This window comes from Amycolatopsis sp. NPDC051061, from assembly GCF_040682935.1.
Classification (GTDB): Bacteria; Actinomycetota; Actinomycetes; order Mycobacteriales; family Pseudonocardiaceae; genus Amycolatopsis.
The window spans coordinates 65,744-83,037 of record NZ_JBFBBZ010000038.1 but is presented as its reverse complement, the minus strand read 5'-3'; the positions used below and the strand labels follow the sequence as shown (position 1 = coordinate 83,037).

The window sequence follows — 17,294 nt, the reverse complement described above, 5'->3', positions numbered from 1 at the left end:
GCGTCACCGCTGAACAGCCGCGGAGACGAGTGCGCGCACAGCGGCGGCGATGTCGTCCTCGGTACTCCAGCGCCCCAGGGACAGCCGGATCGCCGCCAGCGCCCGGCCGGCGTCGAAACCCATGGCCGTCAGCACCGGCGATGGCGCGTGCACACCGCTGTGGCAGGCGGAACCGGTGGAAGCGGCGACGGCGAGCGCGTTTTCCAGGACGTGGTGGCCGCGAACGCCGTCGATGCTGATGTTGAGCGTGTTCGGCAACCGCCGCTCGGCCGGGCCGTTGAGGCGGACGCGGCCCGGCAGCGCCGCGACCAGCTGCTCGTGCAACGCGTCGCGCAAGGCGGCGATCCGGTTCGCGGCGCCCGCTTCAAGGTCGTCGGCGGCGAGCTGGGCGGCCGTCCCCAGCGCGACCGCCAGCGCGACGTTCTCCGTGCCCGCGCGCAGCCCGCGCTCCTGCCCGCCGCCGTAGACGACGGGCTCCAGCGCCACGCCGTCGCGCACGAACAGCGCGGCCGCCCCGCGCGGCGCGTACATCTTGTGCCCGGCCACCGTCAGGAGGTCGACGCCGAGCCGCTCGACGTCGACCGGAATCTTCCCGCACGCCTGCGCGGCGTCGCAGTGCACGAGCGCCCCGTGCTCGTGCGCCAGCCCGGCGATCTCCGTGATCGGCTGCACCGCGCCGGTCTCGTTGTTCGCCGCCATGATCGACACGACCGTGCGGTCCGCGGTGGTCCGCAACGCCGCGTCCAGGGTGTCGAGAGCGACCAATCCGTGCTGGTCGACCGGCAACACCGTGACGCGGGCGCCGTGCAGCCGATCGAGCGCGCGGGCCGTTTCGAGGACGGCGGGGTGTTCGGTCGCCTGGACGATCAGGTGCGCCCGCCGGCCGCCCGGGGCGAGCACGGCACCGCGCAGAGCCAGCAGGTTCGCCTCCGACCCGGATCCGGTGAAGACGATCTCCCCCGCCCGCGCCGCGATCAGGTCCGCCACCCGCGCACGCGCGTCAGCCAGCGCACGGCGCGGCTCGACGGCGTAGGAGTGATCGCTGGAGGGGTTGCCGAAGAAGTCCGTCCAGTACGGCATGGCGGCCTCGGTGACCCGCGGGTCGACGGGCGTGGTGGCGTTGTAGTCGAGGTAAACGGGCCCGGCGCGCAGGCCGGCCGGTACGGGGAGGGCCGCTTCGGTCACGCTGTCGCCCACTCGAGGCGCTCCGGCAGCCCGAGCCGCGGGAACCGGTCGTCGTGGAACGTGACGATCTCCGTGATCACCCCGCCGGTGACGCGCAGGACGTCGATCGTCAGCGGCAAGTACGCGCCCTCCCCCTTCCGCCAGAGGTAGAAGGCGACGGCGGGCTGCCGGTTCACGGAGGTCACGACGGCGCGCAGCTTTTCCATGCTCTCGAAGCCGTCCTCGACCCAGTTGTTCACCACCGCGTCGCGGCCGACGTGCAGGCCCGGCGTGGGCGGCATCGAGCACCGGACGTCGTCACGCAGCAGCGCGGCCAGCGCGCCGACATCCGTGGCCACGCTGGCCTCGGTGAAGCGGCGCACCAGCTCGCGCGTCCCGGCGTCCTCCTCGCCGCCGGTCCAGTCCTGCCGCTCGGCGGGCAGGTGCTCCCGCATGCCGGCGCGGGCCCGCTGCAGCGCGCTGTTCACGGAGTTGACGGAGTCCCCGAGGAGCTCCCCGACGTCCTTCGCCGGCCAGCCGAGCACGTCCCGCAGGATCAGCACGGCCCGCGGGCGCGGCGCGAGGTGCTGGACGGCGACCAGGTACGCCAGCTCGATCGTCTCCCGCGCGACGGCGACGGTTTCCGGCTCGTCCGCGTCACCCGCGGGCAGCTCGTCGAGCAGCCGGTCCGGGTAGGGCTGCAACCACCGCACCTCGCCGCCGGTCGCCGGCTCCGGGCGGCACTTGGCCAGCAGGTCCAGGCAGGCGTTGGTGGCGATCCGGTACAGCCAGGCCCGCAACGTCGACCGCCCCGCGAAGGTCTCCCGCCGCCGCCAGGCACGCAGGAACGTCTCCTGCACGGTGTCCTCGGCGTCCTCGAACGATCCGAGCATCCGGTAGCAGTGCACGTGCAGCTCCCGCCGGTGCCGCTCTGCCAGCCCCGAAAACGCCGATCGGCCGACCTCGCCCAGCTCCGTGTCCGCACTCATGACGTCATCCTTCCGCCTCGTCGTGTCCCGTCACAGGTGAGACGGGTGCGGGCGCGACAACTCATCACCAGCGAGGTCACCACACGTACGGGATGAGCCGGGCGCGGTTCGCCGCGAACTGCCGGTAACGGCTGCCCAGCGCTTCCTCGAGGGCACGCTCCTCGATGCGGAGACGGTGGATCAGGGCGATCAGCAAGACAGCGACGGCGCCCGCCGCGCTGACCCAGTTCGCCGCGATCAGGCCGCCCCCGGTGAAGGCGAGCAGCAGGCCGGTGTAGCTCGGATGGCGCAGGACCCGGTAGGGGCCGCGGTCGACAACGGGCTGATCTTCGCTGGTCCGGACCGTCACCGTGAAGTACTTTCCCAGGCTGGCGACGGACCACCAGCGCAGCAGCAGGCCGAGCCACCCGAGCACGATCCCGAGCGTGAACAGCCCGGCACCTCCGCCCGTGCCGGCGGCCGGGACGACGGCCCGGCCGACCGGCCACAGCAGGATCGCGCCGAGGAACATCGCCCTGAAGACGACCTCCGCGCGCACGTCGACGAGTTTCGCGCCGCGGCGCATGCGGAACGTCTGGACGAGTTCGCCCGCCGCGAAGGCGCCGACGCTGATGACCAGGACGACACGGGCCGCGTTCGACGACTCTCCGAAAGGCGTGAGCACACCGCCATCATCCCGGCTTCGGCGACCGTCCCCGCCCGCCGTGGTCGGCTAGGGTGACCGCGTGCATCCGCCGCCGGACCGCGAACAGCCGCTCACCGAGGTCGGCGAGCACCCCGCGGCGGCCGCGCGCACCCGGGTGAGCGCGCTCTTCCGGGGTGTGGGCGGGCGTCCCGGCGTGCTCGTCGAACTGGTCTTCCTGCTGCTCTGGTTTCTGCTCTTCGCGCGTCTCGACGCCGCGGTCGGCAAAGACTTCGCGGCCGCCACCGCCAACGCGCTGACCCTCCAGTCCGCCGAACACGCGGTGCACCTCGACATCGAGCGGAGCGCGAACGAATGGCTGGCCGGGAATCCGGTCCTCGCTCACCTGGCGGTGTACCTGTACCGGCTGTACTACGTGGTGGTCGCCGGCACGCTGCTGTGGGTGTTCGTCCGGCACGCCGAGGTCTACCGCCGGGTCCGCCGGACGATGGTCGCGATGATGGTCCTCGTCCTGCCGGTCTACTGGGCGGTGCCGATGTCGCCACCGCGGTTCGCCCTGCCGGGTGCCGTCGACCTCGTGGCCAGGTACGACCTCCTGGACCAGGCGAGCTGGACGAGCCCCACCCACTACACGGCCATGCCCAGCATGCACGTGGGCTGGTCGCTGTGGTGCGCGTACGCCGCGTGGTCCGCGCTCCGGGGCGCGCGTCCCCGCCTGGCGCTGGCGTCGTGGTCGTTCCCGCTGCTCATGGTGGCGGTCGTGCTCACCACGGCGAACCACTACGTCCTCGACATCGCGGGCAGCGTCGCGCTGCTGGCCGTCGCCATCGTCACCGCGTCGCTGTGCGCCCGCCTCGCCGCGGGCCGGCGCCACGCCGGCGCCGGCCGTCCCGCACGCGCGGTCGGCTGAGTCCTCACCCGCCGGCCGGCTCCAGCCGGATCCGGACGTCGAGGTTCCGTTCGACCTCGCCGCGGCTGTACAGCAGGGGGAACGAGCCGCCCGAAGCCCACAGGGCGTTGAGGTCGCTGTAGTGCGGGCTGCGCGGGTCGCCGGACTGCCCCGGTGCGTTGATCGCCGCCGAGCCGTTCCAGTTGCCGACGTCCAGGGCCATCTTGAACGTCGCCCCGATGATCTGCGCGTAGGTCAGCGGGTGGAAGAACGACGGGTGGATCGTGTGGTACGAACCGCCGACCGGGTTCGGGCCGACGTTCGGGCTGCCCAGCGGGTGCTTGAACTCCTGGTGGTGCAGCGAACCCCAGCGCCACGTCGACGTGTCGGTGCCGAGCAGGCCGGCGACGTCGCGGAACGCCACCGGGAGCGTGTCCAGGATCAGCTTGTCGCGCACCGCCGCGCCGTCCGGGCCGAGCCACTTCGCCGGGTCCGCGAAGGAGGCGATGAGCAGGCTGACGTCGGGGTTGACGTTGCTCGCCAGCGCGTCCGCCGCGGCCTGCGGCAGCACCGTGTGCGCCCACGCGTTGTGCAGGTACTTCATGAGCCACGTCTCGAACAGCGGGGCCCCCGGCGAATCCACCGACGCGACGCCGTCGTAGCCGCGAAGCAGCTCCAGCGCCCGCGCGGTGTCCGGGTCCGACGAGGACAGACCCCGCACGAACTCCAGCAGCTGCGTGGCCACCAGCGACTTCTCGTCCTTCTGCAGTGCGAGCGAGTCGGCGACGGTCGCGCCCGGGTGGGATTCGATCAGCTCGTCGATGCGCTGCTTGCGGTAGGGCATCTGCCATTCGTAGTTGGACACCACCGGGTGGCCCGGCGGGATGTTGAAGTCGTTGGCCGAGGCGAAGTAGCCGGACGCCGGGTTGTACTGGCCCGGCAGCTCGCTGTTCGCGTAGAAGCCGTTCCACTCGTAGCGCCCGTCACCGGGGACGGGCAGCAGGCCGTCGTAGCCGGCGCCGGTGCGGCGCGGCGTCAACCCCGCCGGGACGTAGCCGATGTTGCCGCGCACGTCGGCGTAGATGAGGTTCGAGCCCGGCGCGCCCCACGTCCGCATGCCCGCGGTGAACTCGCGGAAGTTCGTGGCCCGCTGGAAGTTCAGGCTGCCCAGGTACGCCGCGCTGCCCGGCTGCGTCCACGCCGTGCGGATCGCGAACGCACGGTGCGCCGCCTCGTCGACCTGGACGACCGGGCCGTGCCGGGTGAAGGACAGCTTCCCGGCGGCCGGTGCGCCGCCGCGCACCGGGATGGACTCGGTGATCGTGGTCATCCGCTCCCAGCCGGAGCCGTAGCGGTAGCGGGTGGGGTCGTTCGGGTCGAGTTCGTAGACGTAGAGGTCGGTCTGGTCGATCGGCAGGTTGGTCAGGCCGAACGCGATGTCGTCGTTGTGCCCGATGGCGATCCCCGGGTTCCACGGCTCGCCGGCGCCGGCGAGGTTCAGCCCGGGCGCCGACAGCTGCGCGACGTACCGGCCCGAGGGCAGGGCGTCCGCGAAGCGGTGCGGGTCGTTGGCCAGGATCGGCCGGCCCGACGCGGTCCGGCCCGGCCCGATCGCCCAGGCGTTGCTGCCGGACGTCGCGTCGCCGATGGCCCGGGTCGTGTCCTGGGTCTGGAAGCCGCTGCCGGTGAATTTCACCGCGGCGGTCGCGAGGTAGTACACCTTGAGCACGTCGTCGGTCACCGAGCACGGGTCGAGCCCGGCGGGCACCGCCGCTTCGTGGTCCGGCTGGAGGGTGCGCAGGTAGCGGCTCGCGCCGGCGCCGGCCAGGCAGACCAGCTTCGCGCGGGAGACCTCCCACGCCAGGTTCTCCCCGATGGCGTGCGAGCGGATCCGCACCAGGTCCTGCGGGCGCCAGTGACCGGGCTGGTAGCCGAGCTTGCCGAACTCCGGCGGGACCGCGGAGGGGTTGCGGCCCAGCCAGTCGACGTAGGAGTTGATGCCTTCGGCGAACCGGGTGGCGGCCAGCTTGCTCTCCGGACCGTAGGACGCCCATTCGGCGTCCACGTCGCCGCGGTAGAGGAACAGCCGCGCGGCCCGGTCCTGCTCCACGTAGGACGGACCGAGCACCTCGCTGAGCGTCCCGAGCCCGCGGCGGCGCCACGTGTCGATCTGGAACAGCCGGTCACGCGCGATGTTGAAGCCCTGGGCGAAGAAGAGGTCGCTGGTGTCGGCCGCGTAGATGTGCGGCACGCCCCACTTGTCGACGAGCAGCTCGGCCGGCCGGTGCAGGCCGGCGACGGCGTACTTCGGGCCGGTCGCCGCCGCCACGGCCGGAACCGGCGCCAGGCAGAGCACGACCAGTGCGAAGATCAGGCCGCGGAAGACCTTCCGGCGTGTGGCCATGGTGCTCTCCTCGTTCGGGGCTCGGGACCGGGTTCGTCCGATATGTCTACCGGCCGCCGGTGCGGTTCCACGAGCCCCTTAAGGGGTGCCTGCCGGCCTCACGCCGTCACCGCAGCTGCCGCCAGGCTTCGCGGCGCCTGCGCTGCGCCGCCGGGTCCGCCACCGGCGCCGCCGACAGCAGCCGCCGGGTGTAGGGGTGGGCCGGGGCCGTCAGCACCTCCTTCGTCGGGCCCTGCTCGACGACGTGACCGCGGTGCATCACCGCCACCCGGTCGGCCAGCTGCTCGATCACCGCCAGGTCGTGGCTGATGAACAGGCACGCGAACCCGAACTCGCGCCGCAGGTCGCGGAGCAGGTCGAGGATCCGGGCCTGGATCGTGACGTCGAGCGCGCTCGTCGGCTCGTCGGCCACCAGCAGGTCCGGGCGCAGCGCCAGGGCGCGCGCGATGCACGCGCGCTGACGCTGGCCGCCCGACAGCTCGTGCGGGTAGCGCCCGGCCAGCGAAGGCGAGAGCTGGACCGCCGACAGCAGCTCGGCCACCCGGCCGTCCACTTCGGACGATCGCACGGCCTTGTGCAGCCGCAGCGGGGTCGCGACGCTCTCCCCCACCGTCGTGCGCGGGTTCAGCGAGGACAGCGGATCCTGGAACACCACGCCGATCCGGCGCCTCAGCGCCTTCGCCGCCCGGCCCCGCACGCGGGTGATGTCGGCGTCTCCGATGTGGACCGCACCCGCCGTGGGCGCGAGCAACCCCGTGACGGCCCGCGCGACGGTGCTCTTGCCCGACCCGGACTCCCCGACGAGCCCGAGCACCTCCCCCGCGTCGACGTGCAGGTTCACCCCTTCGGCGGCGCGGACGGCGATCGCGCGGAACCGCCCGCGGTAGGTCACGGACAGGTCGGCCACGCGCAGCAAGGGCGCCGCCGCGGGAACGTCCGGAACCGACGCCGTGGCGGGGTGTTCGGCCGCCGCGACGTGGCCCGGGGCCACCTCGATGTCCGCGGACAGCGCGCGTTCGAGCCCGGTCGTGGCCGTACCGGACAGCGAGACGACCGAGCCGAGCAGCTGCCGCGTGTAGTCCTCGGTGGGCGCCGAAAAGATCGAGCCGGCGGTGCCCTGCTCGACGACCCGGCCGTCGTGCATCACCACCACGCGGTCGGCCAGGTCGGCGACCACACCCATGTCGTGCGTGATGAGCAGGATCGCCGTGCCCAGCCGCGAGCGCAGGTCCCGCAGGAGCTCGAGGATCTCCGCCTGGACCGTGACGTCCAGTGCGGTGGTCGGCTCGTCGGCGATGAGCAGCTTCGGCTCGTTCGCCACCGCCATGGCGATCACGACGCGCTGCAGCTGCCCGCCGGACAGCTCGTGCGGGTACGCCCGGAAGCGGTCGCGGGACGCGGGCAGCCCGACCAGGCCGAGCAGCTCGATCGCCCGCTCGCGCGCCGCGGCCGCGGTCAGCTCCCGGTGGGTCCGGATCGCCTCGACGAGCTGGTCGCCGACCGTGAACACCGGGTTCAGCGCGCTCATCGGCTCCTGGAACACCATGCCGACCTCGCCGCCGCGGACCGCGCGCAGCTCGGCCGGGTTCATCGCGTAGAGGTCCCGCCCGGCCAGCTCCGCGCGTCCGGACACCTTCGCCGTGGACGGGAGCAGGCCGAGCAGGGACATCGCGGTGACCGTCTTGCCCGAGCCGGACTCCCCGACCACCGCGACGACCTCGCCCGCGCGGACCTCGTAGCCGACCCCGCGGACGGCTTCGACGTCCCCGAACGAGACCGCCACGTCGTGCAGCCGCAGGAGTCCGGCTCCGGTCACTGGACGATCCCGAACTGGCGGTAGTCGACGTAGGCCGGGAACCGCCCGATCCGGACGTCACCCACCTGCGACCCGTGCAGGAACGAGTTGCGGTTGTAGAGCAGCGGGACCACCGGCGAGTCGGCGAGGATCTTCTTGTCCAGCGCCGCCCACTTCTTGCCGGCCTCGGCCGGGTCGATGGTGGCCTGTGCCTCGGCGATCAGCCGGTCGACGTCGGGGTTGCTGTAGCGCGACTCGTTGTACCCGCCGTTGCCGATCTCGGTCGACTGGAACAGCGGCTGGATGTTCGCGTTGGCCGACGGGATGTCCGGCTGCCACGAGGTGAGCGTCAGGTCGTAGTCCGACAGGCCCTTGGTGTCCACTTCGGACGTGTAGGTGTCCTCGTCGAGCGGCTTGATCGTCACCTTGATGCCGGCCCGCGCCAGCGAGGCCTGGATCGCCGCGGCCTTCTCCGGGTAGCCGTTCTCGTTGTGCGTGGCCAGGACCAGGCCGTCGAGCCCGTTGGGCAGGCCCGCCTCGGCGAGCAGCTGCTTGGCCTTCGCCGGGTCACCCGACGGCGGCGCCGGGTAGAGGTCGTACTGTTCGCGGCCCTGCAGGCCGGGCGTGATCAGCGTCGTGGCGACGTCCCCGGCGAGCTGGGCGTTGCCCGCGCTGGCCACCTGGTAGGCGGCCTTGTCCACGGCGTACTGGAACGCCTGGCGCACCTTCGGGTCCACCAGCTTGCCGCGCTGGGTGTTGAGCGAAAGGTACGACAGCGCCCCGGATTCCGACGTGACCAGCCGGGCCTTGGCCGACGGGCTGCCCTGGATCTGCGCCAGCTGCGCGGGCGAGGCGAACGACATGCCGAAGGCGTCGCGGTCCTTGCCCGTGTCGTCGATCAGGCGCTTGGAGATGACGCTGGTGTCCTGGCCGAGCTCGAAGTCGATGGTGTCCGCGTACGCCTTGCGCGTGGTGTCCTCGTCGCGGCTCCAGTTCGGGTTGCGGACCAGCTTCGCCGACTTGCCGCGCTCGTAGCTCTGCAGCTGGTACGGCCCCGACGCGACCGGGTGGTCGTTGTAGTTCGCTTCGGCGCCCTTGCCCTTGGGCACCGGGGAGAACGCCGGGGTGCTGGCGACCCAGTTGAAGTCGCCGTACGCGCGGGCGAGGTGGAAGACGATCGTCTTCGCGTCGGGCGTCTGGATGGTGTCGAGTTCCTTGCCGCCGTCGAACGGGCCCTTGTACGCGAGCCCCGGCGAAAGGAGGTCCTTGTGGTAGGCCAGGCCGCCGGAGAACGCGGGCGCGAACGAGCGCTCCAGGCCCCACTTGACGTCCTCGCTCTTGATCGGCGTGCCGTCGGCGTACTTCAGGCCGTCCTTGAGGGTGAACGTCCAGGTCTTGCCGCCGTCGCTCGGCCGGCCGGTGTCGGTGGCCAGGTCGGGCACGATCGTGGTGTCCTTGCCCGGCGCGACGTCCCACGACGTCAGCCGCCGGTGGATCAGGCCCAGGGTGGTGACGACGAGGTTGGAGCTCTTCGCCGGGTCCCAGGTGATCGACGGCGCGTCGTCGAGCAGGACGAGGTTCCCGCCCGGCTTGACGGTGCCGCCCTGCCCGGCCGGTGTGTCGTTGGCGCCGCACGCCGTCAGCAGCAGGACGGCGGCCGACGTCCCGGCGGCCAGCCTCAGCCAGTGTCCCCGTTTCATCATTTCCCCTTCAGACGAGGCGAGCCCGCGGATCGAGCGCGCCATAACAAAGATCGACCAGGAAGTTCAGGACCGTGACCAGCAGGGCCGAGAACAGCGTCACGCCCAGCAGCACGGGCAGGTTGAGCGAGGAGATCGCGTCGATGAGCAGCCGGCCCACCCCGGCCATGCCGAAGATCCGCTCGGTGATCACCGTCCCCGCCAGCAGGCCGCCGAGGTCGACGCCGAAGACCGTGATCACCGGCAGCAGGACGTTGCGCAGGGCGTGGCGGCCCACCACTTTCCGCTCGGTGAGCCCCTTGGCCCGCGCGGTGCGGATGTAGTCCTCGCCGAGGGTTTCGAGCATCTGGCCACGCGTCAGCCGCGCGTAGATCGCCGCGTGCAGGAACGCCAGCACGAACCACGGCAGCACGAGGTGCCACGCCCACTGCGCGGGATCCTCGGTCAGCGGCACGTACCCGTTCTTCGGCACGACGTCGAGGGCGAACGCGAAGATCGTGATCCCGATCATCCCGGCCAGGTAGGCGGGCATGGACACCCCGGCCATCGCGGCGGCCATCGTGACCCGGTCGACAGCCGTGCCGCGGCGCAGCGCGGAGAGCACGCCGAGGCCGACGCCGGCGACGATCCAGATCGCCGCCGCGCCGAGCGCGACGGAGAAGCTGACCCCGACGCGGTCGCCGATTTCGCTCAGCACGTCGACGTTGTTCTGGAAGTCGTAGCCGAAGCACGGTGCGGTGCAGTGGATCGCGGCGGCGCCGGTGCCGAACGTGCGGCCGCCGAAGATCCCGCCGAGGAAGTCCAGGAACTGGTGGTACCACGGCACGTCGTAGCCCATGAACTCCCGCGCCAGCGCGAGGCTTTCCGGCGAGCACGGGCGGCCGCAGGCCATCCGTGCCGGGTCGGCGGGCAGGACGTAGAACACCACGAACGTCACGAAGGCGACGACGAGCAGGACCAGCAGCATCCCGGCGAAGCGGGTCGCGACGAAGCGGGCGGTGCGCATCAGGCGGCACTCCCCGACCGCGGGTCGAGCGTGTCGCGGATCGCGTCGCCGACGACGTTGAACGCGAGGGTGATCAGGAACAGCATCAGCCCGGGGAAGACCAGGTACATCGGGTCCGTCTCGAAGAAGTCGATGGCCGCGCTGATCGTGCGGCCCCAGCTGGGCGTCGGCGGCAGGACGCCGACGCCGAGGAAGGACAGCGCGGCCTCGTTGCCGATCATCGACGGGATGGACAGGCTGGCGACGACGATGATCGGCGCCCACAGGTTCGGCAGCAGCTCCTTCGTGAACACGTGCCACGGCCCGCCGCCGATGGCCCGGGCGGCGGCGACGAAGTCGCGCTTGGCCAGCGTCAGGGCCTGGGCCCGCACGATGCGGGCGACGCGCGGCCAGCCGAAGAGCCCGAGGACGACGATCAGCGTGATCTGCCGCGGGAAGTCCACCGGCAGGACCGCGCCGAGCGCGATCATGAAGATCAGGTACGGGAAGCCGAGGATGACGTCGGCGGTCCAGGTGACCAGGCGGTCCCACCAGCCGCCGAGGTAGCCGGCGCTCACCCCGATCACCACGCCGAGCGCGGTCGACAGCACGGTGGCGCCGAGCCCGACCAGCAGCGACGTCCGGGCGCCGTGGGCGACGAGCGCGAAGAGGTCGACGCCGGTGAGGGGCTCGACGCCGAACCAGTGCGCGCCGCTCACCCCGCCGAGCGTGCCCGCGGGCAGCCCGGTCGGGCCGAGCGTGGCGATGTCCGGGGCGAGGCTCTGCCCCTCGGCCAGCGCGAACAGGTCGGCACCGGCGGCGAGGAGCAGGATCAGGACGGCCAGCAGCGCGCAGGCGGACGTCCACCACCCGGACCGGACGGCGCGCCAGACGGCGGCGGGCAGGGAGCGCGCCGCGAGTGGCGGGAGGGAGGGGACGGTCACAGCACCTTCATGGTTCGGCCGATCGAGTGACGACCGGACCTTATGGAGTTTTCCGGTGATCGATCCACTGTCTCATCATGTGGACGGTAAGTACCAGCCAAGGCGGTACATTCATCCCGTTCGCCCCGGGTTTCCCCCAAAATGCGGACGCCCGCGCCGAGACGCACTCACGCCGTGTGCTGGTACGCCGGATAGGTCACGTAGCCGGCGTCGCCGCCCTGGTAGTACGTCGCCTCCTCGACCGGGGCGAGCGGAAGCCCGGTGCGCAGCCGCTCGACGAGGTCGGGGTTGGCGATGAAGGCCCGGCCGAAGCTGACGAGGTCCGCGCCGAGCCCGAGCCAGTGATCGGCCTCGGTGCGCCCGGTCTGCTTCGGCCCCATCGGGACCGTCGGGTTGACGACGAGCGTTCCCGGCCAGCGCCGGCGCAGCTCGAGCAGCACCTCTTCGTCCACAGTGGCCTCCAGGTGGACGTACGCCAGGTCGAGACCGGCCAGCTCGCGCAGCAGGGCCGTGTAGAGCTCGAGGACGCCGGTCTCCTCGACGCCCCAGAAGGTACCGCCCGGGGAAAGCCGGATGCCCGTCTTCGCGCCGCCGATCGCGTCCGCCGTCGCGGCGGTCGCCTCGACGGCGAACCGGATCCGGCCGGCCACCGGGCCGCCGTAGCGGTCGGAGCGCAGGTTCGCGTTCGACGACAGGAACTGCGAGATCAGGTACCCGTTGGCGCCGTGCAGTTCCACCCCGTCGAACCCGGCGTCGACCGCGCGGCGGGCGGCGGCGGCGTAGGACCGCGCGTGCTCGGGCACCTCGGCCGTCGCCAAGGCCCGCGGCACCGGCGCGGGCCGCGGGCCGGCCGGGGTGAACACGTCCCCGACCGCCGGCACCGCCGACGGGCCGACCGCCGGACACCGGTGGTGTCGGGGTGCGAAACCCGCCCGCCGTGCATGATCTGCGCGAAGACGCGGCCGCCGTTGGCGTGCACCGCGGCCGTCACCGGGCGCCACGCGGCGACCTGCTCGTCGGTGTGCAGCCCCGGCGTCCCCGGGTTCGACTGTCCGACCAGGCTCGGCTGCACCCCCTCGGTGACGATCAAGCCGGCCGTCGCGCGCTGGGCGTAGTAGGTCGCCATCGACGGCGTCGCCAGGCCGCCCGCGCCGGCGCGGACCCGGGTCATCGGGGCCATCACCACGCGGTTGGGCAGGACCAGGCCACCGACTTCGGGGCGGTCGAAGAGAGAAGTCACGTCAAGCTCCTTCGGAAGGATGCGCCCGCACCGGACGTGCCTCCTAAGCTAAAATCTGACATCAGTGTCAGGGGAAAGCCTTCGTGGCACGGGTCACAGAGGAGGCGGCATGCGGATCGGGGAACTGGCGGCACGGACCGAGGTGAGCGTCCGGTCCCTGCGCTACTACGAGCAGCAGGGCTTGCTGAGCAGCACGCGCAGCGCCGCCGGGCAGCGGCACTACACCACCGCGGAGATCGAGCGCGTCGGCATCATCCAGCGCATGTTCGCCGCCGGTCTCACCAGCCGCACGATCGCCGAGCTGCTTCCCTGCGTCGACTCCCCCGGGGAGGACACCTCCGACGCGGCCGTGGAACGGATGCTGCGGGAACGCGACCGGCTGACCGGCCACATCACGGACCTGATCCGCACCCGCGACTCCCTCGACGAGCTCATCGCCACCAACCGGGCCCACCGCGCCACCCTCCAGCCGGCGGACTGACTCCTCACCCGCGCAGGGCGGGTCCGATCCAGCGGCGGACGAGCGTCCGGATCCCGTCGTCGCTGAGCGCCGGGGTCGACGGGTACTGCAGGTACGACAGGAAGAGGCGCATCAGGACTTCGGCGAGCCCCTCGAAGTCGGCGTCGGTGGTCAAGCCGACGGCGGCCCAGTCCACCGGGACATTGCGCAGAATCCTTGCGCCGTAAGAGAAAGCCAACGGCGAGATGACGCCGACCGTGAAGAAGTCGGCTTCGCCCGCCCGCAGGAGCAGCCCCAGGTGCGGCTCGCCGGGCAACGTCCGGACCGCGAACACGACGGACTCCACGGCGACTTCGCCGGCACTGCCGAACGACGTCAGGTGGCGTTCCATTCGCCCCGCGAACTCCTCGACGCCGGCCAGGGCGACGGCGCGCAGGATGTCGTTCAGGCTCGGGAAGTAGCGGTAGACGGTCTGGCGCGTCACCCCGGCCTCGGCGGCGACGTCGGACAGGCTGGTCTTCGCGAGCCCGACGCGGTCGAGGCACGCCGTCGTCGCTTCGACGATCCGGCGGCGTGCCTCGTCTTCCGTGCCGGGCGGGTTGCCCCGCCATCCGTGGTGCCCCATGCGTCCCATCTTCCCCGACCGGGCGGGTTCAGACCGGGGCAGGGGCCCGCGCCTTCCGGTACAGCGCCACCAGCACCAGGCCGGCCGCGGCGAAGCAGGCGAGCGCGTAAGGCACGCTCCCGGGCGGGCCGCCGCCGTCCGCGGCGAGCCAGAACACCGCCAGCGCCCCCAGGTAGACGGCCGGGTAGATCCGCGCGAAGGCGGAAGGAGGTGGCCGGTCCGCCCGGTTCGTGCCGATGATCCACGCGCCCGCCACCCAGACCAGGGCCAGTTCGACGCCGAGGATCCACGCCTGGGCGGCGGTGTGGCCGTCGAAGAAGCTCGACGGGATGCCGGCCACCGCCATCGCCGGCGGGGTGAGCACCCCGGCGACCAGCGTCCGCCAGATCAGCGACCACCCGCGGCGCGGACCATTCGCGAGCCGCAAGACCAGGCAGGTCAGCGCCCCGAACGAAACGGACGCGAACAGCAGCATGCTCGTCATCGGCACCGACGCCAGCGCCGGGTGGTTGACGATCCGGTTGCCCGGGTTCCACGCCCACCACTTCAGCCGCGGGCCGAGCTGGTCGAAGACCTCGTAGAACACCTGGCAGACGAAGGCGACGGCCACCGAGCCGGCGAACAGGCCCCTCCCCCGGAAGATCCCGAGCGACCGCACGACCTCGTAGGCGAGCTGGCTGAACGCCGGGTAGAACGCCACGATGTAGAGCGGCAGCCGATCCGCCATGAACTGCACGGTGAACTGGTTGTGGGCGAAGATGAAGCCGTAGATGCGGTCGAGGCCGAACCACTCCGGGAAGTACAGCGGGGGCTCGGTGACGAAGAGGTAGACCAGCGAAGCCCACCACAGCGCCAGGTTGACCGGATCGCCTGCGCGGTACCGGCGGACGGCGTGGACCAGAGCGAAGACGGCCCCGCCGACGATGAGCAGTTCGAGCAGCGGCATCGTCCAGTGCGCGAGGACCCAGGGGAAACGGACCGACACGACCGGGGCGACGTCGTGGCAGTCGAAGCCGAGACCGCGGGCGAGGGCGTCGGCGTCGGGCCCACAGACCGCGGTCATCGCGCGGTCGCCGTCGAATAGTCCGTGGCCGGCGGCTCGGCCTGCGGGTCGAACCCGAACGGCACCCGGTGCCGGCCCAGCGCGGCGCGGACGCGGTAGCGCACGAGCCCCGCGAGCACCCGCGGGTTGCGCAGCATGTCCCCCAGCGACTCGTCGAGGTTGAACACCTTGGCGAAGTGCTCGTCGACGACCTCGTCCTCCCGGGCGGCGCCGACGATGAGACTGAACGCGGGCGCGGAGACGGCCGCGAGGATCCGGCGCTTCCACTCGCGTGGCTTCTCGGTGCCTTCCGCGCACTCGTACCCCTGGTCGCGGGCCATCGCCAGGCTCCACGGGACGTTGAGCAGCTTGCGTTGCGCGGCAAGGAACTTCGCGGAGAACCGAGCGTCGAGCCGCCGGGCGCGGGCGAGGTGCTCGCGCAGCAGCAAGGCCGAACCGGCCGCGGAGCTGATCCCCTGCGCGTAGAACGGGTTGAACGCGCAGATCGAGTCGCCGACGAAGACCAGGCCCGCCGGCGGGGTGCGCAGGCGGTCGTAGCGCCGCCACTTGTTGCCGGTCGAGCGGGTCAGGTGGACTTCCGAAGTGGGTTCGCACCGGTCCATCGCGGCGGCGAACATCGGCGTCCGCACGCGGCGGGCGGTCTCGACGAACGCGTCGGTCGTGCGCGGCATGTCCAGGCCCCACGAGCCCATGCAGGCGATGGCCCGGTTGCCTTCGACGGGGAAGAAGTTGACCAGGTACTCGTGTTCGGCGGGGTGCTCGCCCTTGTCCGGGGTCGGCATGATCACCAGGTGCCGCCACCACCAGGTCGCGGGCCGCGGCGCCGGCAGGTCGTACCAGCGCGAGGTGTAGGTGACCTTGGCGTCGAGCGTCTTCACCTCCGGCTCGGGCCAGCCCGCCGCGACCAGCCAGCCGCCGACGGAGGAGCCGCGGCCCATGGCGTCCACGACGAGGTCGGCGTCGACGTGCTCGGCGCCGTCCGCCGTGGTGAAGCCGACGCCGGTGATCCCGCCGTCCCGCGTGGTCAGGCCGGTGACCGCGGCGCCTTCGCGGATGACGACGCCGGCCAGCTCGCGCACCTGGTCGCGCAGGACGCGTTCGATGAGGATCCGCGAGCTGTAGACCATGGTCATCGCGCTGCGCTTGCGGGCCGACCAGCCTTCGCCGTCGAGGTAGGCGGCGTCCATGGACGGCATCAGGTGCAGCCCGCCGGCGGCGATCAGGTCGTCCTCGAAGCCGTCGAACAGCGCTCCGATCGCGCGCCGGCCGGAGTTGAGGAGGAAGTGGGGGTGCTTGCTCTGCGGCACGCCGCGGCGGTGCCCGGCTTCGGCGGGGAGCTCGTCGCGTTCGAGGACGAGGACCCGGTCGAAGTGCGGAGCGAGCGCACCGGCGGAGCACAGGCCGGCGGCGCTGCCCCCGAGGACGACGGCGGTCTTGCCGAGCCGCATGCGGATCAACTCCCCACGTCGAATCATACAAAGTGACGACGAATGTATGAATGAGTGGACGCGGGTGTCAAGGGGCCGATCGCGCGGCCGGTTACCGGGGCGCCGGGGTCGCCCCGCGCCAGTCGTCGGCCGGCAGGCCGAACAGGAAGTCGTCCGTCCACTCCCCCTTGAGCCAGGTGTGCCGGCGGCGATTCTCCGGCACCGGCGCGTCCCACCCCTGGTACCGGGCCACCTCGGGATCCGAGCGGTACGCGGCGAACGCGTCGACGTCCCCGGCGGCGGGGCGGCGCTCAGCCGGTGCGAGCCGAGCCGTGGGAGCCGCGGATCCGCAGGCCGTCCGACTCGATGATCAGCTCCGGCGGGTAGCCGTTCACGCCGACGCCGGCGAACCTGATCGGCGCGCGGCCGGCGCCGACCAGCGTGGTGGTGCCGTTCTTCTCCTCGAGCCGCACCGTCCGGGGACCGGACCGGGTGTCGAACACCTGCAGGCTCCCGAAGGACGCCTCGAGGTCCGGCCAGGCCGTCGCCTGGCGGGGACCGCCGTCCAGGACGACCGACGGCAGCGGTTGCGGTTCCCCGTCGAGGAAAACCTCCATCTTGCCGGACTCACCGGCGTCGATCCGCAGGCCGGTCTGTTCCTCGCTGTCGACCGTGAGCTCGACGTACCCGCCGCGCGGAGCCGTCTCGCGGATCTCGAGCTCACCGCCCGGCCGCACCAGGAATTCCACCGGATACCGGGCCACGACCGCCAGGAGCGGGTGGCGCAGGCCGTTGACGATGCGGATCGACTTCACCCGCTGCACTGTCGATTCGGTCAACGGAAAGGCCCTTCGGAGTAGCTGGGAACGGCCGATGCTACCGCCGCCGGTAAGGGCATCCCCGCTGCCCCGGGGTGCCCGAAAGGGGGATGGCCGGCCGCGTCGACCGGCGGGTCGCGCCCCCGGC

General features: G+C 72.1%; 17 protein-coding genes. 2 read left to right on the top strand and 15 right to left on the bottom strand.

All coding sequences use genetic code 11. The annotated features are described in order from the left end of the window. Window positions 1-3 precede the first annotated feature (3 nt). The 3 genes from AB0N03_RS38155 to AB0N03_RS38145 form a co-directional block, all read right to left on the bottom strand. Window positions 4-1,197, bottom strand: coding sequence for a cysteine desulfurase family protein (locus tag AB0N03_RS38155; protein WP_364382677.1), 1,194 nt, complete (start codon window positions 1,195-1,197; stop codon window positions 4-6). Then, window positions 1,182-2,153 carry an RNA polymerase subunit sigma-70 gene (locus AB0N03_RS38150; RefSeq protein ID WP_364382674.1) on the bottom strand — a complete coding sequence of 324 codons (972 nt, stop codon included), beginning with the start codon at window positions 2,151-2,153 and terminating at the stop codon, window positions 1,182-1,184. Before AB0N03_RS38150 ends, AB0N03_RS38155 begins: the two co-directional genes overlap by 16 nt. A gap of 76 nt (window positions 2,154-2,229) precedes the next feature. Then, complete coding sequence (locus AB0N03_RS38145; RefSeq protein ID WP_364382671.1) at window positions 2,230-2,817, bottom strand: isoprenylcysteine carboxylmethyltransferase family protein; 588 nt, start codon at window positions 2,815-2,817, stop codon at window positions 2,230-2,232. Between the two features lie 61 nt (window positions 2,818-2,878). Between AB0N03_RS38145 and AB0N03_RS38140 the strand changes: the two genes are divergently transcribed. Next, window positions 2,879-3,706, top strand: coding sequence for a phosphatase PAP2 family protein (locus AB0N03_RS38140; protein WP_364382668.1), 828 nt, complete (start codon window positions 2,879-2,881; stop codon window positions 3,704-3,706). Between the two features lie 4 nt (window positions 3,707-3,710). Here the strand turns inward: AB0N03_RS38140 and AB0N03_RS38135 are convergent, their stop codons facing one another. The 7 genes from AB0N03_RS38135 to AB0N03_RS38105 all read right to left on the bottom strand — a co-directional run bounded on the left by AB0N03_RS38135 (window position 3,711) and on the right by AB0N03_RS38105 (window position 12,753). Beyond that, window positions 3,711-6,089: a penicillin acylase family protein gene (locus tag AB0N03_RS38135; RefSeq protein WP_364382666.1), complete on the bottom strand. Its 2,379-nt coding sequence runs from the start codon at window positions 6,087-6,089 to the stop codon at window positions 3,711-3,713. Window positions 6,090-6,195: 106 nt separating this feature from the next. Then, window positions 6,196-7,905, bottom strand: a complete 1,710-nt coding sequence (locus AB0N03_RS38130) for an ABC transporter ATP-binding protein (RefSeq protein WP_364382663.1) — start codon at window positions 7,903-7,905, stop codon at window positions 6,196-6,198. Beyond that, a complete protein-coding gene (locus AB0N03_RS38125) occupies window positions 7,902-9,584 on the bottom strand; it encodes an ABC transporter substrate-binding protein (protein WP_364382661.1) in 1,683 nt (560 codons plus the stop codon). Before AB0N03_RS38125 ends, AB0N03_RS38130 begins: the two co-directional genes overlap by 4 nt. A 10-nt stretch (window positions 9,585-9,594) precedes the next feature. Then, window positions 9,595-10,590 carry an ABC transporter permease gene (locus AB0N03_RS38120; RefSeq protein ID WP_364382658.1) on the bottom strand — a complete coding sequence of 332 codons (996 nt, stop codon included), beginning with the start codon at window positions 10,588-10,590 and terminating at the stop codon, window positions 9,595-9,597. After that, window positions 10,590-11,513 carry an ABC transporter permease gene (locus AB0N03_RS38115; RefSeq protein WP_364382655.1) on the bottom strand — a complete coding sequence of 308 codons (924 nt, stop codon included), beginning with the start codon at window positions 11,511-11,513 and terminating at the stop codon, window positions 10,590-10,592. The genes AB0N03_RS38120 and AB0N03_RS38115 overlap by 1 nt, the downstream gene beginning before the upstream one ends. A 167-nt stretch (window positions 11,514-11,680) precedes the next feature. After that, window positions 11,681-12,331 (bottom strand): hypothetical protein, encoded by a 651-nt coding sequence (locus tag AB0N03_RS38110; RefSeq protein ID WP_364382652.1) that lies wholly within the window; start codon window positions 12,329-12,331, stop codon window positions 11,681-11,683. Beyond that, window positions 12,220-12,753, bottom strand: coding sequence for a hypothetical protein (locus tag AB0N03_RS38105; RefSeq protein WP_364382649.1), 534 nt, complete (start codon window positions 12,751-12,753; stop codon window positions 12,220-12,222). Before AB0N03_RS38105 ends, AB0N03_RS38110 begins: the two co-directional genes overlap by 112 nt. Window positions 12,754-12,862: 109 nt before the next feature. On the opposite strand from AB0N03_RS38105, the gene AB0N03_RS38100 reads away from it, so the two are divergent. Beyond that, window positions 12,863-13,234 carry a MerR family transcriptional regulator gene (locus AB0N03_RS38100; protein ID WP_364382646.1) on the top strand — a complete coding sequence of 124 codons (372 nt, stop codon included), beginning with the start codon at window positions 12,863-12,865 and terminating at the stop codon, window positions 13,232-13,234. Window positions 13,235-13,238: 4 nt separating this feature from the next. Here the strand turns inward: AB0N03_RS38100 and AB0N03_RS38095 are convergent, their stop codons facing one another. The 5 genes from AB0N03_RS38095 to AB0N03_RS38075 form a co-directional block, all read right to left on the bottom strand. Then, entirely contained in the window at window positions 13,239-13,838 is a 600-nt protein-coding gene (locus tag AB0N03_RS38095) for a TetR/AcrR family transcriptional regulator (protein ID WP_364382644.1), read from the bottom strand. 28 nt (window positions 13,839-13,866) lie between these two features. Next, window positions 13,867-14,901 carry a hypothetical protein gene (locus tag AB0N03_RS38090; protein WP_364382641.1) on the bottom strand — a complete coding sequence of 345 codons (1,035 nt, stop codon included), beginning with the start codon at window positions 14,899-14,901 and terminating at the stop codon, window positions 13,867-13,869. After that, entirely contained in the window at window positions 14,898-16,349 is a 1,452-nt protein-coding gene (locus AB0N03_RS38085; protein WP_364382638.1) for an FAD-dependent monooxygenase, read from the bottom strand. The genes AB0N03_RS38090 and AB0N03_RS38085 overlap by 4 nt, the downstream gene beginning before the upstream one ends. A gap of 91 nt (window positions 16,350-16,440) precedes the next feature. Continuing rightward, window positions 16,441-16,581 carry a hypothetical protein gene (locus AB0N03_RS38080; RefSeq protein ID WP_364382635.1) on the bottom strand — a complete coding sequence of 47 codons (141 nt, stop codon included), beginning with the start codon at window positions 16,579-16,581 and terminating at the stop codon, window positions 16,441-16,443. Between the two features lie 58 nt (window positions 16,582-16,639). Continuing rightward, window positions 16,640-17,143: a hypothetical protein gene (locus AB0N03_RS38075; protein ID WP_364382632.1), complete on the bottom strand. Its 504-nt coding sequence runs from the start codon at window positions 17,141-17,143 to the stop codon at window positions 16,640-16,642. Between the last annotated feature and the right edge of the window lie 151 nt (window positions 17,144-17,294).